Source organism: Thalassobaculum sp. (assembly GCF_965223715.1).
Lineage (GTDB): Bacteria > Pseudomonadota > Alphaproteobacteria > Thalassobaculales > Thalassobaculaceae > Thalassobaculum.
In genome coordinates this window covers 1,891,142-1,907,573 of record NZ_OZ245012.1, presented here as the reverse complement: position 1 = coordinate 1,907,573, position 16,432 = coordinate 1,891,142, and the positions used below count along the sequence as shown (strand labels likewise).

Sequence of the window (16,432 nt, the reverse complement as noted above, 5' to 3'; positions counted from 1 at the left end):
GGCCGGTTCGCCCTGCCTGCGCCGCGCGCCGACAACCGCGCAAAAGCGAGTTTCCAGAATGACTTCGCATCCGACTGTGATCGAGACCGAGCGTCTGCTCCTGCGCCCGCATCGGCTCGGGATGCCGACGGCGTCGCCCGGCTGTGGGCCGACCCGCAGGTGGTGCGCTATATCGGCCAGCCGTTGAACCGCCAGGAGAGCTGGTCACGGCTGCTGCGCTATGCCGGTCACTGGTCGCTGTTCGGCTACGGCTATTTCGCCGTGGAGGAGCGGGAGAGCGGCCGGTTCGTCGGCGATGTGGGCGTGGCCCAGTTCCGGCGCGAGGGGCTGGAGGTGCCCGCGGATTCGGCCGAGACCGGCTGGGTGCTGTCGAGCGAGTGCCACGGTCGCGGCTATGGCGGCGAGGCGGTGCGGGCGCTGCACGGCTGGATCGATGCGAGTCTCCCTGTTGCTCGCACCCATTGCATCATCGATCCGCAGAACCTGGCCTCGGTCCGGCTGGCCCGGTCGATGGGCTACGAGGAAATCGGTACCGTCAGCTACGCCGGAGACCCCGTGCTGCTGCTGGTACGCGCGCGGGCGGCTTGATAGGCTCCGGATATGACAACGCTTCTCTATACCCATGACGCCTGCGTTCACCACGAGCCGGGCAGGATGCATCCGGAGCACCCGGCCCGCCTGAAAGCGATCTGGAAGGCGCTGGACGAGCCGGGCTTCGCCAAGCTGGAGCGGCGCGAGCCGCCGCGCGCGACGGTCGAGCAGATCGCCCGGGTGCATCCCGAGCGCTATGTGACGGCGATCCTGGACGCGGTGCCCGAGACCGGCATGACGGCGATCGACGGCGACACCTTCCTGTCCCCCGGATCGGGCGAGGCCGCCCTGCGCGGCGCCGGGGCCGCCGTGGCGGCGACCGACGCGGTGCTCGGGGGAGAGGCGGCCAACGCCTTCTGCGCCACCCGGCCGCCGGGCCACCATGCCGAGCCGGAACGGGCCATGGGCTTCTGCTTCTTCAACAATGTCGCCGTCGCCGCCCGGCACGCCCAGGAGGTGCACGGGCTGAAGCGGGTGGCGGTGATGGATTTCGACGTCCATCACGGTAACGGCACCCAGGCGGCGTTCTGGGACACGCCCAGCCTGCTCTACGCCTCGACCCACCAGATGCCGCTCTATCCCGGCACCGGGGCGGCGACCGAGCGGGGCCAGGGCAACATCGTCAACGCCCCGCTGGCGCCGATGTCCGGCGGTCCGGAATTCCGCCAGGCCATGAGCGACCGCATCCTTCCGTCGCTGGAGGCGTTCCAGCCGGAGCTGCTGATCATCTCCGCCGGGTTCGACGCCCATCGCGACGATCCGCTGGCCTCGCTGATGCTGGAGACCGAGGATTTCGTCTGGGCGACCAAGGAGCTGATGCGGGTCGCCAAGAAGGTCTGCGGCGGCAAGGTGGTCTCCTGCCTGGAGGGCGGCTACGACCTGCAGGCGCTGGCCACCTCGACGGCCGCCCATGTGAAGCAGCTCATGAAGGGCTGAGCGGCCCGTCCCGGTCGTATGCGAAACACCGGCCGCCGGCCTTGTTTCGCATCCGCACCCTGCATACACTCCGGGCGCTTTCCGGAGGACAGACGTGACCGATACACAAGCCACCCCCGCCGCAGCTCCCGCAGCAGCTTCGGTTGACGCCATGAGCTTCGAGGATGCCCTGCGCGAGCTCGAAGCGATCGTCGAGACCCTGGAGCAGGGCCGGGGCTCGCTGGACGATGCGATCGCCGCCTATGAGCGGGGGGCTGCGCTGAAGAAGCACTGCCAGAAGAAACTGGAGGAGGCCCGCCTCAAGGTCGAGAAGATCAAGCTCGACGAGAGCGGCCAGCCGTCCGGCACCACCGATTTCGACGCCTGAGGGGGAGCTGTCGATGTCCGACCTGCCGACGCTGCTGGCGGAGTGCGCCGCCACGGTCGACAAGACCATGGACCTGCTGCTGCCGCAGCCGGACGACGCCGAGGCCCGGCTGTTCGAGGCGATGCGCTATTCCTGCACGGCGGGCGGCAAGCGGCTACGGCCGTTCCTGGTGATGCAGTCGGCCTCGCTGTTCCGGGTCGACCGGCGCTGTGCGGCCCGGGTCGCGGCGGCGGTGGAGTTCATGCACACCTACTCGCTGATCCATGACGACCTGCCGGCCATGGACAATGCCGACACGCGCCGCGGCCGGCCGAGCTGCCACAAGCAGTTCGACGAGGCGACCGCGATCCTGGCCGGCGACGCGCTGCAGGCGCTGGCCTTCGAGGTGCTGGCGGCACCCGAGACCCATGCCGATCCCCAGGTGCGCATCGAGCTCGTCCGCGAGCTGTCACAGGCGGCCGGCGGCCACGGCATGTGCGGCGGTCAGATGATCGACCTGCTGGCGGAGCAGGAGGGCGAGATGAACATCGGCGCGATCACCCGCCTGCAGCGTCTGAAAACCGGCGAGATGTTCGCCTTTTCCTCGGTCGCGGGCGCGATCCTGGGCAAAGGCTCCTATCGGTCCTATATGGCACTGCATAACTTCGCGCAGGAGTTCGGCCTGGCGTTCCAGATCGCCGACGACCTGCTCGACGCCGAGGGCGACCCTGAGAAGACCGGCAAGCCGGTGGGTCAGGACGCCGCAGCGGGCAAGGCCACCTTCGTTTCTATCCTGGGGGCCGAGCGGGCCCGGGCGCAGGCCCACCTGCTCATCGACCAGGCGATCCACGCGCTGGACGTGTTCGACGAGGCCGCCGACCCGCTGCGCGAGGCCGCGCGCTACGTCGTCGACCGTACGAACTGACGGACTGGAAGGCGTTTATCATGAGCCATCGGCCCGAGACCCCGCTCCTTGACCGCATCGCCTCGCCGGACGACCTGAAGGGTCTGAGCGTCGCCGAACTGCGCCAGGTCGCCGACGAACTGCGCGAGGAGACCATTTCGGCGGTCTCGGTTACCGGCGGCCATCTCGGCGCAGGGCTGGGCGTGGTCGAACTGACCGTCGCCCTGCATCACGTCTTCGAAACGCCGCGCGACAAACTGATCTGGGATGTCGGCCACCAGGCCTATCCGCACAAGATCCTGACCGGCCGCCGCGACCGCATCCGCACCCTGCGCCAGGGGGGAGGGCTGTCGGGCTTCACCAAACGCTCGGAGAGCGAGTACGACCCGTTCGGCGCGGCACACAGCTCCACCTCGATCTCCTCCGGCCTCGGCATGGCCGCCGCCCGCGACCTGCTGGGCGAGGACTTCGACGTGGTCTCGGTGATCGGCGACGGATCCATGAGCGCCGGCATGGCCTATGAGGCGATGAACAACGCCGGGGCCTCGGCCAGCCGCATGCTGGTGATCCTGAACGACAACGACATGTCCATCGCCCCGCCGGTCGGTGCGATGAGCGCCTATCTGTCGCAGATCGTCTCGTCGCGTTCCTTCGCGTCGTTCCGCGAGCTCGGCAAGCAGGTCGCCCGCCACTTCCCGAAGCCGCTGGAACGGGCCGCCCAGCGGGCCGAGGAATTCGCCCGCGGCATGCTGACCGGCGGCACCCTGTTCGAGGAGATGGGCTTCTTCTATGTCGGCCCGGTCGACGGCCATAACCTCGACCATCTCGTGCCGATCCTGAAGAAGCTGAAGGGCCGCAAGCAGGGCCCCGTGCTGCTGCACGTGGTCACCGAGAAGGGCCGCGGCCATCCGTTCAACGAGGCCAATGCCGAGAAGTACCACGCCGTCGCCAAGTTCGATGTGGTCACCGGCGCCCAGGCCAAGCCGAAGCCGAACGCGCCGAGCTACACCAACGTCTTCGCCGAGAGCCTGATCCAGGCGGCCGAGGCCGACGACCGGATCGTCGCCGTCACCGCCGCCATGCCGTCGGGCACCGGTCTGAACAAGTTCGCCGAGCGCTTCCCCGAGCGCAGCTTCGACGTCGGCATCGCCGAGCAGCACGCCGTCACCTTCGCCGCCGGCATGGCCTGCGAGGGGATGAAGCCCTTCGCGGCGATCTATTCCACATTCCTGCAGCGCGGCTACGACCAGGTGGTCCACGACGTGATGCTGCAGCAGTTGCCGGTGCGCTTCGCCATCGACCGGGCCGGGCTGGTCGGCGCCGACGGGGCGACCCATGCCGGCGCCTTCGACCTGACCTATCTCGGCTGCCTGCCGAATTTCGTGATCATGGCGCCGTCCGACGAGGCGGAGCTCAAGCATATGGTCGCCACCGCCGCCGCCATCGACGACGGCCCGTCCGCCGTGCGCTATCCGCGCGGCGAGGGCGTGGGCGTGGAGCTGCCGGCGACCGGTTCGGCGCTGCCGATCGGCAAGGGCAGGGTGGTGCGCGAGGGCACGACCGTCGCGATCCTGTCCATTGGCGGCCGGCTGCAGGAGGCGCTGGCCGCGGCCGAGGCGCTGCAGGCCCGGGGCATTTCGACCACCGTCGCCGACGCCCGCTTCGCCAAGCCGATCGACACCGATCTGGTCACCCGCCTGGCCCGCGAGCATGCGGTGCTGATCACGGTGGAGGAGAACGCCATCGGCGGCTTCGCCACTCAGGTGTTGCACCACCTGGCCCATGCCGGCTTGCTCGATGCGGGGCTGGCAGTACGGCCGATGGTGCTGCCGGACCGGCCGATCGACCATGACAGCCAGACCGCCCAGTACAAGGACGCGGGCCTGGACGCCGAGGCGATCGTCAATGTGGCGCTCGGCGCCCTGATGGCGACCGGCGCGTCGATCGCGTCGGGGGCGGGCCCGGTCGCCTGACCGAGGCGACTACGCGTCCTTCTCGCGGGTGATCCGCTTGCGGGCGCTGCGGGCTCCCAGCCAGACCAGCACGGCGATGACCGGCACGGCAAAGCCCTGCACGGCGGGGACGTTGATGTCCATGCCGAGCGATTTGATCGCATAGAGCAGATAGCCCAAGACCCCCACCACGTAATAGGTGATGGCCGCCACCGACAGGCCCTCCACCGTCTGCTGCAGGCGGAGCTGGAGCCGGGCGCGCCGGTCCATGGAAGCGAGCAGGTCGCGGTTCTGCGCCTCCAGGGTGATGTCGACCCGGGTGCGCAGCAGGTTGGCCGCCCGTGTCGCCCGTTCCGACAGGGAGGATTGCCGCGCCGCCGTCGAGTCGCAGGTCCGCATCGCCGGGGTGAAGCGGCGGTCCACATAGGCGCTCGGCGTCGGGTGGTCGCCCAGCGGCACTTCGGCGATCTCCGTCACCCGGTCGATGACCAGGCCCTCATAGGCTCGGGCCGCGGCGAAGCGGTAGGAGGTTGCGGCGATGTTCTCCTCGATCTCCGCCGACAGGGTGATCAGCCGCTCCAGCATCCTTCGCTCATCGTCGATCTGCCCGGCCGAGGTCATGGTGCCGGTCAGTTCCGCCAGGGAGGCGTCGATCCGGGCGATGGTCGGGGCCGCTTCCCGCGCCTTGGGCAGTGCGAGCAGGGCCATGTCGCGATAGGTCTGGATCTCCACCAGCCGCTGCACCAGCCGCCCGGCCTGACGCGGCAGCAGGCTGCGGTCGAACACCAGCATGCGGGTGAAGCCGTCCGGCGCGATCCGGTGGTCGGTGGCAATCTCCGCCGCTCCGCCGAGCACCGTCGCGCGGCAGAGCGAGGAGAGCGACAGGTGCTTGGCCAGGTCCGCTTCCGTGCGTTCGCTGTTGGCCGGCAGCAGCGCCAGATGGATCGCCACCACCCGCTCGCCGGGCAGGGAGGCGAGCCAGTCCGGCGGCGCCAGGGAGGAGGCGGGCTCGGCGAAGGGCGCGTCGAACGGGCCGTGGCGCAGGAAGGTGTAGGTCGTGAACTCGGTATGGCGCTCCCATTTCAGGCGGAAGGTGCCGAAATCCATGATGTGGTGGGTGGCCTCGTCACCCGGCGGCGTGCCGCCGAGCCGGGTGCAGAGCTGTTCAAGCCGGGTGCGTTCCGCCTCGCGCGATCCGGTGCCGGTGAGCATGGCGATGTGGGAAATCCGCTCCGGCGCCTCCAACTCGGCGAACGGACGCGCATGGAGTTCCGCGGCCAGCGGGAAACGGAGGGGATGGTCGGACGGGGCAGACATCGGTCGGGCACCTCGCCGCTGCTCATTCTCATAATACGCGTCGGATAATGGCCCAGATCACCAGGCCAGACATTTTATTCCCATATTCTTCGGAATATCGTTGAAGTCGGCGCCACGGGCGCATATATTTGGTGCATGGACAGCAGTGAGACAGCGCGCCGCCTGGAGGCGCTCGGCAACGAGACCAGGCTGGAGATCTTCCGCACCCTGGTGCGGGCCGGGCCGGACGGGCTGCCGGTGGGGGAGATCCAGTCCCGCACGGGCACCGCGCGCTCGACCCTGTCGCACCACCTGCACAAGTTGATCGCCGTCGGCCTGGTCCGCCAGGAGCGCGACGGGACCACCCTGTACTGCCACGCGAACTATACCGAGATGCAGGCGACCATCGACTACCTCACCCGGGAGTGCTGCGCCGACGCGCGTGGCCGATCCTGCAGCGCCGCGTAATCGCGGCTTTTTTTTGCCCAGGAATGTCGATATTCTTGGGAATAAGGAACAAGGAGATCCGCCATGGCCGATATGGCCCTGACCACCCGGCGCCTTGCCGGTCGCATAGATTGGACGCTGGTTGTCGTTCTGGCGGGCTTCGTCGCGCTCGCGCTTGCCGATGCGGGACAGGCGCGGCACAGCGCGATCTTCGTCGGCGAGGCCCTGCTCGGCGTCGCCCCGTTCCTGTTCGCCTCCATCGCCATCGCCGCCTACGCCAAGGCGAGCGGGGCCGACAGCCTGATCGCCCGCGCCTTCGAGGGGCGGGAGGTGACGATGATCGGGGCGGCCGCCCTGATGGGTGCGCTATCGCCATTCTGCAGCTGCGGCGTGATCCCGCTGATCGCCGCCCTGCTGTCCATGGGCGTGCCGCTGGCGCCGGTCATGGCCTTCTGGCTGGCCTCGCCGCTCATGGATCCGTCCATGTTCGTGCTGACCGCCGGGACGCTCGGCATGGACTTCGCGCTGTTCAAGGTCTTCGCCGCCGTCGCGGTCGGCCTGATCGGCGGCTTCGGAACCTTCGCCGTGGTGCGGGCCGGCGGCTTCGAGAACCCGCTGCGCGAGGGCGTGGGTAATGGGGGCTGCGGCGCGTCCAGCATCCGGGCGCCCAAGCAGGTCGTCTGGAAGTTCTGGGGCGAGCAGGGCCGCCGCGAGAAGTTCGCCAAGAATGCCCGGGAGACCACCCTGTTCCTGGGCAAGTGGCTGGCGGTCGCCTTCTTCCTGGAGAGCCTGATGCTGGCCTATGTCCCGGCCGAGACCGTGACGTCGGTGATCGGCGGCGAGGGCTGGCTGCCGGTGCTGGGCGCCACCCTGGTGGGTGTGCCGGCCTATCTGAATGGCTACGCTGCCCTGCCGCTGGTCGGCGGGCTGATCGAGCAGGGCATGGCGCCCGGCGCCGGCATGGCCTTCCTGCTGGCCGGCGGGGTGAGTTCCATTCCCGCGATGATCGCGGTTTGGGCTCTGGCCCGACCGCATGTGTTCGCCGTATACCTGGGCTTCGCCTTTGTCGGAGCCTTCTCCATGGGAGCGCTGTACGGCGTGATCGCTTGACCTCTTCCGCCTCCACGGCGGCGACGTTTCCAACCGGACGCGTCGCCGCCCTCGCCATTGCAGAAACCCTCGTCTGGGCCGGGATGTTCTACAGCTTCCCGGCGCTGATCGCGTTCTGGGAAGCCGATCTCGGCTGGTCCAAGACCGAGCTCGCCGGCGCCTATTCCGCTGCCCTGGTCTGCTCCGCCCTTTGCGCCCCCTTCATGGGCAGGCTCATCGACAAGGGCCACGGCCGCGCCGTGCTGACCACCTGCGCCGTCATCGGCGGGCTGCTGGTCGGGCTGCTGAGCCAGGTGCAGGCCTCCTGGCAGTTCTTCGTCATCTGGCTCGCCATCGGCGTCTGCATGTCGGGCTGCCTGTACGAGCCGTGCTTCGCCTTCGTCACCCGGATGATGGGGGGCGAGGCGCGCCGGGCGATCACCCGCATCACCCTGATCGCCGGGTTCGCGGGAACGGTCTCCTTCCCGCTCGCCGGCTTCGTCTCGGAAGCCCATGGTTGGCGGGTCGCGGTGATGACCTTCGCGGTGATCATTCTGGTCGTCGCCATCCCGCTGTTCCGTTACGGCACCGCCCTGCCGGCACCCGAGGAGGAGCCGGAGGAGCGCAGCAAGCTGCCGGACGGCTCGTCCGACCTGCGCCGGGCGATGGCCAAGCCGACCTTCTGGCTGCTCGGGGTGACCTTCGTGATGATCGGCCTGACCCATGGGATGGTCATCACCCACCTGCTGCCCATGCTGGCGGAGCAGGGCATCGCCGTGGCGACGGCGGTCCTGGCCGCCTCGATGATCGGCCCGATGCAGGTCGCGGGTCGGGTGGCGATGATGGTGGTGGAACGGCGGATGTCGATGCAGGTGATCTGCGCGGTGTCGTTCCTGTTCATGATCGCCGCGATTTCGGCACTGATCGGCGCGATGACCTGGCCGGCCCTGCTGGCGGTGTTCGTGTTCTTCCAGGGCTCCGGTTACGGCGTGACCTCCATCACGCGCCCGGTGGTGACGGCGGAGATCCTGGGGCGGAAGGGCTTCGGTTCGATCTCGGGCGCCCTGGCGCTCGGCTTCATGGGCGCCAATGCGGCCGCCGCGACGCTGGGGGCGGCGCTCTGGGAGATCGGCGGCTATGCGACGATGCGCTGGGCGATCTTCGTCCTGATCCTGATCGGCGGCTCGGCGTTTCTCACCGCCATGGCGCTGGCGAGACGGCAGCCGGCGACGTGACCCCACCGTCATCCTGATGCAAGTCAGGACCATGCCGCTGACGTCCGCATCATGATCCTGATTTGCATCAGGATGACGGCTGGAGTTTAGGCGGGACCGCTCGCCGCCAGCAGGGAAGCGTTGCCGCCCGCCGCCGTGGTATCGATGCAGAGATGCCGCTCCAGCACGTAGCGTTCCGGGTCGATGCGGTCGGTGATCGGGATCAGCAGCGGGCCGGTGCGCTTGGACAGCGCCTGGGCGATTGGCCGGACGTCCTCGCGGGAACCCGCATAGGCGACCCCGTCGATCTCGGGAATCTCCGCCAGGGCCTCCACCGCGATCGTGCCCTCGGCCACGATCAGGGCCGGTGCCAGATCCTTCAGGTCCGCCAGCGCCGCCTCCGCTCCCGGGGCGACGACGACTGCCCGGTTGCCGGTGGCCAGCGCCTGGATCGCCTGGTCGCGCGCCGCCTCCGCACTGGGTCCCAGACACAGGATCAGGCCACGCGGGTGCACGCTGAACCGGTTGCTCTCGCCGGTCGGGCCGGGCAGTTCCAGCACCTGGTCGGCAATGTCGGCGGCTGCACTCAGGGCAGGGGAGCCGGCGCTCAAGGCCCGGCCCACCGCCTTCAGGGTCGACCGCCCGCGCGCCGACGACACCAGCCGCGACAGCGCGGCGGCGTCGACGAACCCGGCCGGCGGCTGGGCCGGCTGCGGCGTCTCGCCCGATGTCCGGAAACGCGACAGGTAGTGCGGGCCGCCGGCCTTCGGTCCGGTGCCGGACAGGCCCTCGCCGCCGAAGGGCTGGGAGCCGACGATGGCGCCGATCTGGTTGCGGTTGACGTAGAGATTGCCGACCTCGGCCCGGTCGACCACCTGCTGCACCCGGCTGTCCACGCGGGTGTGCAGGCCGAAGGTCAGACCGTAGCCCTTGGCGTTCACCCGCTCGACCACCCCGTCCAGGTCGTCCGGCGCGAAGGTGGCGACATGCAGGACCGGGCCGAAGATCTCGCGGTCCAACTCCTCGATCCCCGCCACCTCGATCACCGTCGGCGGCACGAAGGTGCCCTTGGCCGGGGTCTTCAGCCGCTTCAGCACCTTGCCGGCCTGTTCCATGGCGGTGCAATGCGCCTCGATGCCGTCGCGTGCCTCTTGGTCGATCACCGGGCCGACATCGGTGGACAGCAGGCGTGGGTCGCCGAGTTTCAGCTCGTCCATGGCCCCGAACAGCATCTCCAGCAGCCGGTCCTTCACCTCCTGCTGGACATAGAGGCAGCGCAGGGCGGAGCAGCGCTGGCCCGCACTCTGGAAGGATGAGGCGATGATGTCGCGCACCGCCTGCTCGGGCAGGGCCGTGCTGTCGACGATCATGGCGTTCAGCCCGCCGGTCTCCGCGATCAGCGGCGCGTCGGCGGCCCCGGTCTCGGCCATGGCCTGCTGGATGCGCCGGGCGGTGTCGGTGGAGCCGGTGAAGCACACGCCGTCGATCCGTGGATCGCCGACCAGGGCGCCGCCGACCTTGGCGCCGTCGCCGGGCAGGAGCTGGATCACGTCGTCCGGCAGCCCGGCCTCGTGCATCAGGGCGACGGCACGGGCGGCGATCAGCGGGGTCTGCTCGGCCGGCTTGGCGATGACGGTGTTACCGGAGACCAGGGCGGCGGCGATCTGGCCGGTGAAGATCGCCAGCGGGAAGTTCCAGGGCGAGATGCACACGAAGGTGCCGCGCCCCCGTTCGGCATCGCCGAAGCGCCGGGTCTCGGCGGCGTAGTAGCGGCAGAAATCGACCGCCTCGCGCACTTCACCGATGGCGTCCAGCAGGGTCTTGCCGGCCTCGCGGGCCAGGATGACGAAGAGTTCCGGCGCGTTGGCCTCGTAGAGATCGGCCACGGCCTCAATCAGGGTCGCCCGTTCGGTGGCCGGCCGGTTGCGCCAGGCGTCTTGGGCCGCCCGGGCGCGCAGGATGGCGTCCTCCACCTCCTGCGCGTTGGCTTCCACGACCCGGCCGACCAAATCGTCGGGATCGGCCGGATTGCGCGCTTCGGCCCCCGGCCGGTTACCGCCATGGGTCGGACCCGCACTCCAGGTGGCTTTGGCGAAGGGCGCACGGGCTTCGTCCAGCGCGGCGAGATCGACCGGATCGGTCTGGTCCCAGCCCTTGGCGTTGCGCCGCTCGGCCCCGTAGATATTCGCCGGCTTCGGGATGCGCGGATTGGCGCTCCCGGCCTGCGGGAACGGGTCGGCGGCGACCCGCTCGGCCGGCACGCTCTCGTCGACGATCTGGTTCACGAAGGACGAGTTGGCGCCGTTCTCCAGCAGGCGGCGCACCAGATAGGCCAGCAGGTCCTGATGCTTGCCCACCGGGGCGTAGATCCGGCAGCGGGTGCCGTATTCCTTCTTCACCGTGTCGTGCAGCGACTCGCCCATGCCATGCAGGCGCTGGAACTCGAAGCTGTCCCGATCATCCCCGGCCATGTGCAGGATGGCCGCGGCCGTATGAGCGTTGTGGCTGGCGAATTGCGGGTAGATCCGGTCGGTCATGCCCAGCAGCAGCCGGGCGCAGGCGATGTAGGAGACGTCGGTATTGGCCTTCTGGGTGAAGACCGGGTAGCCGTCCAGGCCGAGGGTCTGGGCCCGCTTGATCTCGGTATCCCAGTAGGCGCCCTTGACCAGACGCACCATGATCCGCCGGTCGAGCCGCTCCGCCAGGTCGTAGAGCCAGCGCAGAACGAAATGGGCGCGCGGCCCGAAGGCCTGGACCACGACGCCGAAGCCGTCCCAGCCCTCCAGCGCCTCGTCGCTCAGCACCGCCTCGATCACGTCGAGGGAGAGGTCGAGCCGGTCGGCCTCCTCGGCGTCGATGTTGAAGCCCATGTTCGCGCTCTTCGCCAGCAGGGCGAGCGAGCGGCAGCGGGCGGTGAGCTGGGACATCACCCGCTGTTTCTGCGGCACCTCGTAGCGCGGATGCAGGGCCGACAGCTTCACCGAGATGCCCGGGTTCTCCCGGATGTCCTTCGACCGGCAGGCCGGTGCGATGGCGGTGATCGCGTCGGAATAGGACAGATGGTAGCGCCGGGCGTCGGCCTCGGTGCGGGCGGCCTCGCCCAGCATGTCGAAGGAGTAGGTGTAGCCGCGCTCCTCCATGCCGGAACCGCGCTTCATCGCTTCCTCGATGGTGCGGCCGAGCACGAACTGGCGGCCGAGCTCGATCATCGCCTGGCCGGTGGCTGTCCGTACGACGGGCTCGCCCAGGCGGCGCACGGCTCCGCGCAGGGCGGTGACCAGCCCCTGCTGCTCGCCCGGCCGCAGCACGTTGCCGGTGAGCATCAGCGCCCAGGTGGAGGCGTTGACCAGGGAGGAGGAGGAGTGGCCCAGATGCTGGCCCCATTCGCCGGGGACGATCTTGTCCTCGATCAGCGCGTCGATGGTCGGGGTGTCCGGCACCCGCAGCAGCGCCTCGGCCAGGCACATCAGGGCGATGCCCTCCTTTGTGGAGAGGCCGTATTCGGCGAGGAAGCTCTCCATCGCGGTGGGTTCGGTCGAGCCGCGTACACTCTCCACCAGCCGGGCCGCATCCTTGGAGATCGCCGCGCGATCGGCTTCGGACAGGCCCGCCGCCTGTTTCAGAGCGGCGATCCGCGCGCTCTCCTCGGCCAGGGTGGCTGCGCGGATTTCGGCGCGCAGGTCCGCGTTGGCGTGGGTAGCGGTGGCCAGGGTGGCGGTGGAATGGCTATGCTCGGCCGACGGTGCGGTCATTGCCTTCTCCGATCTGGGGTTGTTGGAAACCTACACGCGGAGCGGCGGTTCGTCATCGCTTGTGACACCTTTCGGAGCGCCTGGTGCGGTGACCGAGATCGGCTTCTACCACCTGACGGCGACGGCCATGGACCGCGCCCTGCCGAAGCTGCTGGAGCGCACGCTGGAGGCGGGCGAGCGCGCGGTCGTCCGGCTCGCCTCGGAGGAGCGCGTGCAGGCGCTGAACGCCCATCTCTGGGTCTATGAGGAGAAATCCTGGCTGCCCCACGGCTGCCGCAAGGACGGCGAGGCGGAGCTGCAGCCGGTCTGGTTGACCGACCGGGAGGAGAACCCGAACGGCGCGGCGTTCCTGTTCCTGGCCGAAGGGGTCGAGGCGTCGGACCTGGACAGCTTCAAGCGGGTCTTCGACCTGTTCGACGGCCGCGACGACCAGGCGGTGGCCGCCGCCCGGGTGCGCTGGAAGGCGGCCAAGGACGCCGGCCACACGCTCACCTACTGGCGCCAGAAGGACAATGGCGGCTGGGAGAAGGCGGGGTAGCGGCCGGGCCCGGGACGGAATCGCCGGGGACGCTTGCCGCCCCGCACCCGCATCGCTATAAGGCCCGCGCCATTACAGGACGTCCGGGCGCTGTGCCCGAGCCACCTATCCCGCAAACAAGCCAACGGAAGAGAGAGCCATGGCCCTCCAGCGCACCTTCTCCATCATCAAGCCGGACGCCACCGAGCGGAACCTGACCGGCGCCGTCAACGCCAAGATCGAAGAGGCGGGCCTGCGCATCGTCGCCCAGAAGCGGATCCAGATGACCCGCGGCCAGGCCGAGACCTTCTACGCCGTCCACAAGGAGCGTCCGTTCTTCGGTGAGCTGGTCGACTTCATGATCTCCGCCCCGGTCGTCGTCCAGGTGCTGGAAGGCGAGAATGCCATCGCGAAGTACCGCGACGTCATGGGCGCCACCAACCCGGAGCAGGCCGCCGAGGGCACGATCCGCAAGGCCTTCGCCAAGTCGATCGGCGAGAACTCGGTGCACGGGTCCGACGCGGCCGAGACCGCGGCGATCGAGATCGCCCAGTTCTTCAGCGGCAACGAGATCGTCGGCTGATCCCGGCCTGACACTCATTTCGGCCCGACGCCGAAACGAAAAGGGCCGGTCCCCAGGACCGGCCCTTTTTTGTGCCCGCAGCGCGGTGTCAGGCGACGAAGATCGCCAGCAGGGCGACGAGCGCCACGATGGCGATCCCGTTCCACAATGTGAACCGCATGAAGCCGTCCCAGAAGGCCTTCCGCTCGCGATACATTTCGGCGAATTGATCGTTGCCGGCCATGGTCTCGATGCCCTCCCAGGCGCAGGTGTGTTCGTCAGACGGGTTTATACGGGAACGGGCGCCGCGCGAAAAGCCTCTTGGCGCCGGATCCGGCGCGCCGTCGGCTCCCTCCCGCCGTCAGATCATCGTGCCGACCATGCCGGCGCCGACGGCGGCGATGGTGATGCCGGTGATCCGCACGGCAGTCGTCCCGATGGTGGTGAAGCGCCGGCTCACGGCGAGCGCGCCGAACAGGCCGGCGGCATGCAGCATCGCGGTGGCGACGGCGAAGCCGGCGCCATATTCGGCGGCGGTGAGCATTGGCGCCATCTCCGTGCCGTGGGCATGGCCGTGGAACACCGCGAAGACGGCGGCGACCGCCACGGCGGCGGCCTCGGTCAGGGAGCGGCCGAACGCGGTCGCCAGGCCGGTCACGACGATCGAGGCAACGATTCCGAACTCGACGAGCGGCAGGGGATATCCCGCAACGCCCGCTGCCGCGCCGACCATCATCATGGCGATGAAGGCGCAGGGCACGGTCCACATGGCCCGCCCGCCGACCACGGCGGCCATGCTGCCGACCGCGACCATGGTCAGCACATGGTCGATCCCGCCGATCGGATGCAGGAACCCGGTCAGGAAGCTCCCGGCCGGCCCGGAGCCGGTATGGGCGAAGGCCGAGGTCGTGAGGAGGCCGACCGCGGCTGCGGCGAGGGGGACGACGGGGAACAAGCGCATCGGGTGAGCCTCCGGAATGACGATGGCGGAAGTCTAGACCGGGGTTTTGCGATGCAACAAGACGTTGGAATCCGGAACCGGTTGCGCCCTTACCCGGTGAAGGCGCGCCGGCCCTCGATCCGCACGGAACCGCCGGCCAGGAGTGCCAGCCCCTTGGGATAGATCCGGTGCTCCTGCTCCAGGATTCGGGCCGACAGGGCGGCCTCGTCGTCGCTGTCCAGCACCGGGACGGTGGCCTGTTCGAGAATCGGCCCGTCATCCAGATCCGGGGTCACCAGATGCACGGTGCAGCCCGCCACCTTCACGCCCGCCTCCAGCGCCTGGCGCTGGGGATGCAGGCCCTTGAAGCAGGGCAGCAGGGAAGGATGGATGTTCAGCATCCGCCCGGACCAGCCTTCCACGAAGCCGTGCGACAGGATCCGCATGAACCCGGCGAGGCAGACGATCTCGCAACCGGCCTCGCGCAGCGCCGCATCCATCGCCGCGTCGAAGCGCGCCCGGTCGCCATAGGCCTTGTGGTCGAACACCTTGGTGGCGATCCCGGCCTTCGCCGCGCGCTTGAGGCCGAAGGCGTCGGGCTTGTTGGAGATCACCAGGGCGATCTCCGCCGGATAGGCTGGGTCGGCGGCGGCGTCGATCAGCGCCTGCAGGTTGCTGCCGCTTCCCGAGATCAGCACGCCGACGCGTTTGCGGGCCATCACGCCAGCCAGGTCTGGTCGAGGCCGTCGAACACCACCGCATCGCCGGTGCGCTTCTCGATCCGGCCAACCCGCACGGGCGTCTCGCCATGGGCGGCCAGGGCCGCTTCCACCGCTTCCACCGCATCCGCCTTCACCATGACCAGCATGCCGAGGCCGCAGTTGAAGGTGCGCAGCATCTCGCGCCCCTCGATGCCGCCGGTCTTGGCGAGCCAGGGGAAGACGGCCGGCGGTGTCCAGCTCTTCAGGTCGAGCCGCAGGGCGAGGTCGTCGCCATAGACCCGGGGCGGATTCTCAACCAGGCCGCCGCCGGTGACATGGACGAAGCCGTGCACCGCGTCGGTCTGCAGCGCAGCCAGGCAGGCCTTCACGTAGATCCGGGTCGGGGCCAGCAGGGCCTCGGCGACGGTCTTGCCGCTCTCGAAGGGTGCCGGCGCGTCCCAGGCGAGGCCGGCGCGCTCCACCACCCGGCGGACCAGCGAATAGCCGTTGGAATGCACGCCCGAGGAGCCGAGGCCGAGAACGATGTCGCCCTCGCCGACCTTGTCGCGCTCCAGCACCCGGTCGCGCTCGACGGCACCGACGGAGAAGCCGGCGAGGTCGTAGTCGCCCTCGGAGTACATGCCCGGCATCTCGGCCGTCTCGCCGCCGATCAGCCCGCAGCCGGCCTGGCGGCAGCCCTCGGCGATGCCGGCAACCACGTCGCGGGCGACCGCCACCTCCAGCTTGCCGGTGGCATAGTAGTCGAGAAACATCAGCGGCTCGGCACCCTGGACCACCAGATCGTTCACGCACATGGCGACCAGATCGATGCCGACGGTGTCGTGCTTGCCGGATTCCAGCGCCACCCGCAGCTTGGTGCCGACGCCGTCGGTGGCGGCCACCAGGATCGGGTCGGAGAAGCCGGCCGCCTTCAGGTCGAACAGCCCGCCGAAACCGCCGAGATCCGCATTCGCGCCGGGGCGACGGGTCGAGGCGGCGAGCGGCTTGATCGCCTCCACCAGGGCGTCGCCCGCGTCGATATCGACACCCGCGTCGCGGTAGGTGAGGGGCGTGTTCGAGCCGCCTGTGCCGGGGCCCTTTGAGTAACTGTCGCTAGGGGCGGTTATGGTGTCCTCCACCGCGCTGGGCTATAAGGCAGGCGTCGGTGTCCTTAACCATTTCGGT

16 protein-coding genes are annotated in these 16,432 nt (G+C 69.3%); 10 read left to right on the top strand and 6 right to left on the bottom strand.

Annotated elements, in window-relative coordinates:
• The first annotated feature begins 159 nt into the window (after positions 1-159).
• From ACOQOP_RS08805 to dxs, 5 genes are all read left to right on the top strand, one after another.
• Positions 160-588, top strand: a complete 429-nt coding sequence (locus tag ACOQOP_RS08805) for a GNAT family N-acetyltransferase (RefSeq protein WP_420565952.1) — start codon at positions 160-162, stop codon at positions 586-588.
• Positions 589-600: 12 nt separating this feature from the next.
• Complete coding sequence (locus tag ACOQOP_RS08800; protein WP_420565951.1) at positions 601-1,527, top strand: histone deacetylase family protein; 927 nt, start codon at positions 601-603, stop codon at positions 1,525-1,527.
• A 94-nt stretch (positions 1,528-1,621) separates the two neighbouring features.
• Positions 1,622-1,894 carry an exodeoxyribonuclease VII small subunit gene (locus tag ACOQOP_RS08795; RefSeq protein ID WP_420565950.1) on the top strand — a complete coding sequence of 91 codons (273 nt, stop codon included), beginning with the start codon at positions 1,622-1,624 and terminating at the stop codon, positions 1,892-1,894.
• A 13-nt stretch (positions 1,895-1,907) separates the two neighbouring features.
• Complete coding sequence (locus ACOQOP_RS08790; RefSeq protein WP_420565949.1) at positions 1,908-2,798, top strand: polyprenyl synthetase family protein; 891 nt, start codon at positions 1,908-1,910, stop codon at positions 2,796-2,798.
• Positions 2,799-2,818: 20 nt separating this feature from the next.
• Positions 2,819-4,750 carry a 1-deoxy-D-xylulose-5-phosphate synthase gene (gene dxs, locus ACOQOP_RS08785; protein WP_420565948.1) on the top strand — a complete coding sequence of 644 codons (1,932 nt, stop codon included), beginning with the start codon at positions 2,819-2,821 and terminating at the stop codon, positions 4,748-4,750.
• Between the two features lie 9 nt (positions 4,751-4,759).
• Here the strand turns inward: dxs and ACOQOP_RS08780 are convergent, their stop codons facing one another.
• Entirely contained in the window at positions 4,760-6,046 is a 1,287-nt protein-coding gene (locus ACOQOP_RS08780; RefSeq protein ID WP_420565947.1) for a DUF3422 family protein, read from the bottom strand.
• 135 nt (positions 6,047-6,181) lie between these two features.
• Here ACOQOP_RS08780 and ACOQOP_RS08775 point away from each other — a divergent pair, with 135 nt between their 5' ends.
• The 3 genes from ACOQOP_RS08775 (at position 6,182) to ACOQOP_RS08765 (ending at position 8,796) form a co-directional block, all read left to right on the top strand.
• Positions 6,182-6,493: an ArsR/SmtB family transcription factor gene (locus ACOQOP_RS08775; RefSeq protein ID WP_420565946.1), complete on the top strand. Its 312-nt coding sequence runs from the start codon at positions 6,182-6,184 to the stop codon at positions 6,491-6,493.
• A 63-nt stretch (positions 6,494-6,556) separates the two neighbouring features.
• Positions 6,557-7,582 carry a permease gene (locus tag ACOQOP_RS08770; protein ID WP_420565945.1) on the top strand — a complete coding sequence of 342 codons (1,026 nt, stop codon included), beginning with the start codon at positions 6,557-6,559 and terminating at the stop codon, positions 7,580-7,582.
• Positions 7,579-8,796: an MFS transporter gene (locus ACOQOP_RS08765; RefSeq protein ID WP_420565944.1), complete on the top strand. Its 1,218-nt coding sequence runs from the start codon at positions 7,579-7,581 to the stop codon at positions 8,794-8,796. Before ACOQOP_RS08770 ends, ACOQOP_RS08765 begins: the two co-directional genes overlap by 4 nt.
• Before the next feature lie 86 nt (positions 8,797-8,882).
• On the opposite strand, the gene putA is transcribed toward ACOQOP_RS08765, so the two are convergent.
• Positions 8,883-12,527 carry a bifunctional proline dehydrogenase/L-glutamate gamma-semialdehyde dehydrogenase PutA gene (gene putA / locus ACOQOP_RS08760; RefSeq protein WP_420565943.1) on the bottom strand — a complete coding sequence of 1,215 codons (3,645 nt, stop codon included), beginning with the start codon at positions 12,525-12,527 and terminating at the stop codon, positions 8,883-8,885.
• Positions 12,528-12,615: 88 nt separating this feature from the next.
• On the opposite strand from putA, the gene ACOQOP_RS08755 reads away from it, so the two are divergent.
• Together ACOQOP_RS08755 and ndk are read left to right on the top strand one after the other, a co-directional pair.
• Complete coding sequence (locus ACOQOP_RS08755) at positions 12,616-13,065, top strand: DNA polymerase III subunit chi (RefSeq protein WP_420565942.1); 450 nt, start codon at positions 12,616-12,618, stop codon at positions 13,063-13,065.
• Positions 13,066-13,204: 139 nt separating this feature from the next.
• The gene (gene ndk, locus ACOQOP_RS08750; protein WP_420565941.1) at positions 13,205-13,627 is read left to right on the top strand and encodes a nucleoside-diphosphate kinase; all 423 of its coding nucleotides are present in this window, start codon (positions 13,205-13,207) and stop codon (positions 13,625-13,627) included.
• An 88-nt stretch (positions 13,628-13,715) separates the two neighbouring features.
• Here ndk and ACOQOP_RS08745 read toward each other — a convergent pair whose 3' ends face one another.
• The 4 genes from ACOQOP_RS08745 to purM all read right to left on the bottom strand — a co-directional run bounded on the left by ACOQOP_RS08745 (position 13,716) and on the right by purM (position 16,386).
• Complete coding sequence (locus ACOQOP_RS08745) at positions 13,716-13,850, bottom strand: aa3-type cytochrome c oxidase subunit IV (protein WP_420565940.1); 135 nt, start codon at positions 13,848-13,850, stop codon at positions 13,716-13,718.
• Positions 13,851-13,967: 117 nt separating this feature from the next.
• Positions 13,968-14,567, bottom strand: a complete 600-nt coding sequence (locus ACOQOP_RS08740) for a HupE/UreJ family protein (protein WP_420565939.1) — start codon at positions 14,565-14,567, stop codon at positions 13,968-13,970.
• A gap of 89 nt (positions 14,568-14,656) precedes the next feature.
• Positions 14,657-15,265, bottom strand: coding sequence for a phosphoribosylglycinamide formyltransferase (gene purN, locus ACOQOP_RS08735; RefSeq protein ID WP_420565938.1), 609 nt, complete (start codon positions 15,263-15,265; stop codon positions 14,657-14,659).
• Positions 15,265-16,386, bottom strand: coding sequence for a phosphoribosylformylglycinamidine cyclo-ligase (gene purM / locus ACOQOP_RS08730; protein WP_420565937.1), 1,122 nt, complete (start codon positions 16,384-16,386; stop codon positions 15,265-15,267). Before purM ends, purN begins: the two co-directional genes overlap by 1 nt.
• Between the last annotated feature and the right edge of the window lie 46 nt (positions 16,387-16,432).